The following is a 7,211-nucleotide window of genomic DNA, read 5'->3' on the forward strand; positions in this document are numbered from 1 at the left end:
ACCGTTACCCTTTATTTTCACAAAAGAAAAACTGATAACAAATGTTCTAAAATAGAGAACTTTTATTTATCTTTGTAGTAGAAATTAATCTATGAAAAGAATAATTGCAAAAAGAACTTTACGCGAATTTTGGGAGAAGCATTCCGATTCCGAGCAATATTTGAAAACTTGGTATGAAACCGCAAAATCATCAAATTGGAAGTCACCAAACGATATTAAGAAAACTTACATAAACGCAAGCATTTTAAAAGATAGCAGAGTGGTTTTCAACATAAAAGGAAATTCCTATCGATTGATTGTAAAATTCAACTATGACAGACAATGGGCGTTTATACGATTTGTGGGAACTCACGCCGAGTATGATAAAGTGAATGCGGACACGATTTAAAACAAAAGACTATGAAAATAAAACCAATAAAAACAGAAAAAGATTACGAACAAGCTTTAGAAAGATTAGAAGTAATTTTTGATGCTGACTCAAATTCAAAAGAAGGAGACGAAGCGGAAATTTTATCACTCTTAATCGAGAATTACGAAAATCAACATTTTCCAATAGAAGCTCCAGATCCAATAGAAGCAATTAAAATAAGAATGGAAGAAATGAATCTCAAACAAAAAGATTTAGTTGGAATTATTGGAGGAAAAAGCAGGGTTTCGGAAATCTTAAACAAAAAGAAAAGATTGACAGTAGATATGATTCGAGAATTAGAACGGATTTTACATATTTCTGCATCCGTTCTTGTGAACAATTATCAGCTCTCGAAGTAAAAAACAAAGGGTAACATCGGTTAACAAACAATTGGTAATTGAAAAAGTAACTAAATTCAAAATCTGAACACCAGCTGTTGTTAACCGCAAACCGTTGTGCGTAATTTGAAAAACAATTGAATTTATAAATGGGAGGAGCAAAAAAAAGAATGATGGAATTTGAGATGCAAAATCTAATGTCCATTCCCGATAAAAATGTTTGTGTTAAACACATTAATGATAATGCCATCAAGAACTTCATTAGAAAAAATTACGAACTAGGATATTGTGATTACTGTGAAAAAGAATTGAAGGTTGTTAGTTTAGAAAACCTAATGGAGTTTATGATGCTTGGAATCTCAAATTTTTTTGAGGATGCAGGAAATTTTATGGGTTATAATGGTCGAGAGGGTGGTTATCAAGGTACAGTATACACTCCAGATGAATTAATTCAGGAGCGGATTGGGCTAGAGACAGAGCCATTTGAGCTTACAGAAGATATAGTAAATTCTATTGAAGATATTGCTTGGTCGGAACCGGATCAGTACTATGATACTGAACGTGATGAATTAATGTACCAATGGAGCTATTTTAAAGATATTATAAAACATAAATCTAGATATCTATTCCATCAACATAATTCATCAGAGGAAAGTAGAAATGCGTATAAAATCCTAAAAGAAGTTGCACGCCTTTCTAACCAAATGAATTTGATTAAGAAAATTGAAAAAGGCTCAACAATATATAGATGCAGACAACATTCTAAATCGGAAACAATTAAAGAAAAGAGCAGATTAGTGGCGCCTCCGGAAGAATATGCTATATACCCAAACAGGTTTAGTCCATCGGGAGTCTCAATGCTTTATTCTGCATTTGATCCCAAAACAGCTATACTTGAAACTATTAGCCGGGAGGATCCCAAAAAAACGCACATTACAATTTCAAAGTTTACGGTTAAGAAAGACTTGTATGTAATTGACTTTAATAAGCTTCCCAAACAACCAAGCATCTTTGCTCATAATAGAATTAAAAATTTCTACTTAATTAAATTTCTCTACGATTTGGTAAAGGATTTTACCAAGGATATTAAAAAAGATGGAAAAGAACACATTGAGTATGTCCCTACTCAAGTAGTTACAGAATTTCTCAGATATCCATTTAATAACAATAGAAAATTCAGAATTGAAGGACTAATCTATCCTTCTTCTAAGAACGTTAATCATTCTTCATCTGTAATATTTTGGGGTAATGAAGAATGTTTAGAAAATTTAGATTTAGTAGATATACAGATAGAGGAAGTATCAAACTACGCACAACAACGGTTCATCGCCAATAAGCGGCACCGTTAGAAAGAAAATAATTATCTTGACCAACGAACCAAAACTAAGCCGACAAATCCGCGTCCCTTACTCCGCCAACTGGCGATAACCGAGACCGTTGCAAACAATACCATAAAAATCGGAACTAAGAACCAAAACCAATCTTTGCGCATTGTAAAGAACAAAAATTGAAATTTAGAAAGAAAAAAATCCAGGATTCTGAAATCTAAAAGAAAAAGAGAATAAAGAAACAAAAATCACTTCGCGGACTTAAAAGCAATACGCAAAAAAACTCCACAAGAGGAATCCCGAAAAGAAGAAAAAAAGCAAAAGCACGGATAAAAATTAAACGAAAACTAAAAATTTAATCCAAGCAGCGCGCAAAATATAATCTTAACAAAAAAAGTGAAGTAAAGTTTTTAAATGTGCTTAAAATTAAAATATCAATCTAAGCGTAAAGCAGACTGTTTAAAAAAGCATGATAGAATAAATCGGATTAGTACAGTTTGCAACATCGGTTATGGCAAATTGCGGGCAAATTAACTGAATTTGATTATTTTAGTCACCAACAAAAAATGTTTACGCTGACAAATACGCACTCCCTACTCCGCAAATTGTCAATAACCGTAACCGTTGTGCGTAATATTCAAAAAAGATACAATGATTAAGAATTTAAAAATCACCTTATTAATAGTCTTTTCAATTTTTCTTGGATGCGATAACGAGAAAGAATTTACTACGATAGACATTAAAATTGACAATGCAGAAAATGAAATAATTTTTATTTCCGGATATGATTTAGAATATGAAAGAAAGATTTTAAGCAATTCATTTAGACTTAAAGATACTCTTAGTTTAAATCAAGATGGTTACTATCTTCTTTCTCTTGCTCAAAACTCTATTCCAATATTTATCAAAAGAAAGGACCACATTGAGATTGTAATAGATGCTAAAAATTTTCCAAGTACAGTTGAATACAATGGAGAAACCAAAGAAATTAACACATACCTCTTAGATAAAAGGTTATCAAAAAATGTAAATTATAAACTTAACGAAAATGATTTCTTGCAATTGATAAATTCAAGAAAAAAGTCTCAACTTTCAAAAACCGCTGATCTTGCGCAAAATTTTAGAGAAATAGAAAATAATGAATTAGAATATGAATATCAAAATAATCTTCTCGTCTATTTAAAAATGCATCCTCTTCTGACAAAAGACACGAATTTCATTGTTTCAGAAAATTACTTAGCAAGATTGAAGGATTTCAATTATGAAGATACTACCAACTTTCAAAATTCTTATACTTATCAAAGCACAGTCAAAAATTACTACGATTGGTTAGCTCAACAAAAATTATCAAATTATAACGGACAATTTAAGCTAGCCTTTTTGAATGAGGTAAATCAAGATTTTCCAAAAGGAGAAACTAAAGACAAATTATTCGAATATGGCCTTCGACTTGGTTTAAGTTTAGATGATTCAATTGACGAAATTAATGAACTTGTTACCCAAGCTGTTCAGGGTAACACTTTTAAAGAAGAAATCAACCAAACCTACAATGCTCTTAAAAGATTAGAAAAAGGAAGTGAAGCACCTTATTTTGAATTACAAAATCAAAATGGTGATATAGTATCCATAGAAGATTTTGAAGGTAAACCTACCTACATTGATATTTGGGCAACATGGTGCGCACCATGCATAGAAGAAATTCCATCTTTAAAAAAGCTTCAAAAGAAATTTCCCGATGTAAATTTTGTTTCTATTTCAATTGATAAGAAAGATAAAATAGAAAATTGGAAGAAATTTTTAGATGATAAAAATTTAAATGAGAGTATTCAATTGATTGCATTTCAAGACGAAACATTTAAAAACAATTATGGAATTAGTGGAATTCCAAGATTTATATTAATTGACAAATATGGTGATTTTATAGATGCTGATGCAAAGAGACCTTCCAATCCTGATTTAGAAAAACAACTTTCAAAACTTTAAAATTATGGTCAAGGTTAGAATACTACGCACAACAACGGCTCATCGCAAATAACGGGCAGTTTTCTGAAAATTGCTATTTTAGAAATCAATTAATAAAAAAACTAAGCCGACAAATCCGCGTCCTTACTCCCGCAACTTGCGATAGCCGGGACCGTTGTAAATAATTGTTTAGAAAGATTTGAGTAATAATAGATTTTATGTTTACGGACTTATCGATCCTAGAGATGATCAAATCTTCTATATTGGGAAAGGAACGGGTAAAAGATATTCTTCACATCTAAAGAAAAATCGTCTTGATTTCAATTCTGGAAAGATTGACCGAATAAAAGAAATTCAAGAAAATGGTTTAGAAGTTAAAATAGAAATATTATTTCCTAATCTTGATGAGAATACAGCTTACGAATTAGAAAAAGTCTTAATCTATAAATTAGGACGTGAAGTATTTTCAGAAGGTATTTTAACTAATCTTGTTCCAGGTGGAAATTGGAAATCAGGAGATCCAATATTCTATGATAAAAATTTTAATTCAAATTTTGATATTAATAGATTAGGACTATTTGGAGGAAATAAGTTTTTAGAAATTAAAAAAATATCCAATTTCGACTATCTAAATACTGGAGGAGATCAGAATATCTACAGATACAATAATGATGGTTCATTTAACAAACAGCTTACTCTTAATGAACTTTTTAAAGAAGGCGTAAGAGAGGTTCAATTACGCTTATTGAATTATTTAAGATTAGAAAAGCTTCCAATCATCGCTAATGGTATTTATTCAAAATTCTTAAAGAATGAATTATATATATCAGAAGAAATTCCTTTCTCAAGATTTGATATTCTTGATTCAAATTTGCACAAAGAATTTGATTTAAAAAATCGAACAGAAAACTCCTTTAAACTATCAAGCTACCAAGAAGATGTTTTAAGAATAGAAATATCCAAAGAAAATAATCTTGTTGACTACCAATCTTATTTTAATAATGGAAATAAAAAAGCATTTAATAGAACTAAGAATGGAAAGCCTTTCGATAAAGCACTAGAATGGTTTGAAAACGGAAATTTAAGCATTAAAGAAGAATTATTAAATGGTTATTCAGAGTATATAAGAACAACCTATTATGAAAGTGGTGAAAAGTATATTAGAATTAGAAGAGGGAATGGAAAGAAAGAGTATGATAGATGGTTCAAAAATGGTCAAAAAGAAGTAGAGTTTAAAAATAACTCCTACTTTCACTATGATGAAAATGGTAAGCTGACCAAAACAATAAGCCCACAGTAAACAACTATTTACAACAACGGTTCATCGCCAATAGCCGGCACCGTTAGAAAGAAAATAATTAACTTGACCAACAAACCAACACTAAGCCGACAAATCCGCGTCCCTTACTCCGCCAACTGGCGATAACCGAGACCGTTACTTGCAATAGCTCCGGACAGAAAAAGAGAACTTTAATAAGAAAAACTCACTGTTACGCGGACTTCTAAAAGCGGAACTATAGGATTGATTTTAATAAAAAAGAGAACAAAAAATAAAACTAACACTCACTCTAACGGGCTAAAAATCTTAGAATTAAATAGAGTTTATAAGAGATAATTTTAATAAAAATAGAGATAAAAAATTTCTCACTCTTGCTCAAAAAATGAGAAAAATAAATACTCACTCAAAATCTAAAGTTCTACAAGAAAAAGGCTGACAAAGAATAAAAACTAAAACGTGGTCGGCAAATCTCCCGTGCTTACTCGAATGAGTCGCTACAGCAAGTAACATCGGTTAAAGAAAATAGCTAAGGTTTAGCTAAAATTCTATATTTTAGAAGTCTAAATTAAACCTGGTTAAGCCGACAAGTTAGCTCTTCCCTACACGCTACTTCCCTTAACCAAGACCGTTAGCTATAATTGCTCATTTTCGCTTCCAGCTGACAAATCCGAACCAAATAGAATAATCAAAAATTGAAATTATATAAATTTAGTTACATTTGAGAGATCCGAATAAAAATATCGATTCAAAAAAATCAAATTACAATTAATAAAATATTTTATGACAACTCTAGCCATTGGTGCTCCACAACTTGTACTCATATTATGCGTTTTCTTAACACCATTAATCGCAATAGTTGATATCGTTAGAAATGAATTTACCGGAAACAACAAACTGATCTGGATATTAATAGTATTTTTCTTTAATTTTTTCGGAGTAATTTTATACTTCCTTATTGGCAGAAAACAAAGAATTAAGAAAACGGCTTAGCTACTAAGCCAGAAGTGATCTTTCAGAAGTATGAGATAATCGATAAAATTCAAATATTTAGAACTTAGATTTTTCGATTTGACCAAAAATTAATATGAGTAATTTTTAGAAATTTCAAGTAAGAGATCAATTCTAAAAAATTCTTAGTCTTGATTGAAATTGATAAAAAAATAAGAGGATCTTTTTCCATAAAATAGATTCATCAAAATTGACAAATTCCAGCTGATTTTTTATTGAAATAAGATAAGTAGAGTAACTAATTTTAGCAAGATTCGCCTTAGTGGCTTGAGCAACGTTAACCTCACTCAAATGTTTCGCAACTATAGCTAACAGCGATTAACGAAGCCAATATGCGGTATTCCAGGAAAAAGAATAAATTAGAACTCCAAACAACAAAACAGTAAGCCGACTACTCCGCGTGCCAAATTCCGCACACTGGCGTTAATCGCGGCCGTTGTATGCAATAATCACGAATAACAGGAAATTAAAAAGATTTTTATGCAGGAGAAGAAAAAGGAAACTTTAGATAGTTTCAAACAGAAAATAAAGATTTCTGTTCTAAACTTTTGCGATTGGCATCGTTGATAGTGGCACTATCATAACGTTGACACGTTAAAAAGTTTAATAAAGTTAGTAGAAAAAGACCACATTTTTTATGGGGGTTTTTCTGCTAATTTTCAAGCTATCTAAAGTTGGTTGAATCCTGCGGTTTTTTTTAGCAACTCACCTTATCGGATGATAAAATGAATAACTAAAAAAATAAAAAGCTTTTTAAAATTCTCTATCTCCAATTCGTGATGACTACGTAATTGAGATAAATTCATTATAATCAATAAATTTATACTAAATTACTGCACACAACGTCGTATAAACGCAATTAAAACGTGCGTTTATACCTATACGTT

At 30.8% G+C, this 7,211-nt stretch carries 6 protein-coding genes; all 6 read left to right on the forward strand.

From position 1 onward, the window contains the following. The first annotated feature begins 91 nt into the window (after window positions 1-91). A complete protein-coding gene (locus I6U49_RS16630) occupies window positions 92-388 on the forward strand; it encodes a type II toxin-antitoxin system HigB family toxin (RefSeq protein WP_198629673.1) in 297 nt (98 codons plus the stop codon). Between the two features lie 11 nt (window positions 389-399). Beyond that, a complete protein-coding gene (locus tag I6U49_RS16635) occupies window positions 400-768 on the forward strand; it encodes a helix-turn-helix domain-containing protein (RefSeq protein ID WP_198629674.1) in 369 nt (122 codons plus the stop codon). A 128-nt stretch (window positions 769-896) separates the two neighbouring features. After that, the gene (locus I6U49_RS16640) at window positions 897-2,096 is read left to right on the forward strand and encodes a HEPN-associated N-terminal domain-containing protein (protein WP_198629675.1); all 1,200 of its coding nucleotides are present in this window, start codon (window positions 897-899) and stop codon (window positions 2,094-2,096) included. A gap of 630 nt (window positions 2,097-2,726) precedes the next feature. Then, window positions 2,727-4,058: a TlpA family protein disulfide reductase gene (locus tag I6U49_RS16645; RefSeq protein WP_198629676.1), complete on the forward strand. Its 1,332-nt coding sequence runs from the start codon at window positions 2,727-2,729 to the stop codon at window positions 4,056-4,058. A 178-nt stretch (window positions 4,059-4,236) separates the two neighbouring features. Further along, window positions 4,237-5,337, forward strand: coding sequence for an LEM-3-like GIY-YIG domain-containing protein (locus I6U49_RS16650; protein ID WP_198629677.1), 1,101 nt, complete (start codon window positions 4,237-4,239; stop codon window positions 5,335-5,337). Between the two features lie 759 nt (window positions 5,338-6,096). Next, on the forward strand, window positions 6,097-6,306 hold the full coding sequence (locus I6U49_RS16655) for a PLDc N-terminal domain-containing protein (RefSeq protein ID WP_198629678.1): 210 nt from the start codon (window positions 6,097-6,099) through the stop codon (window positions 6,304-6,306). Window positions 6,307-7,211 lie beyond the last annotated feature (905 nt).

It is taken from the genome of Salegentibacter maritimus, from assembly GCF_016236915.1.
Taxonomy (GTDB): domain Bacteria; phylum Bacteroidota; class Bacteroidia; order Flavobacteriales; family Flavobacteriaceae; genus Salegentibacter; species Salegentibacter maritimus.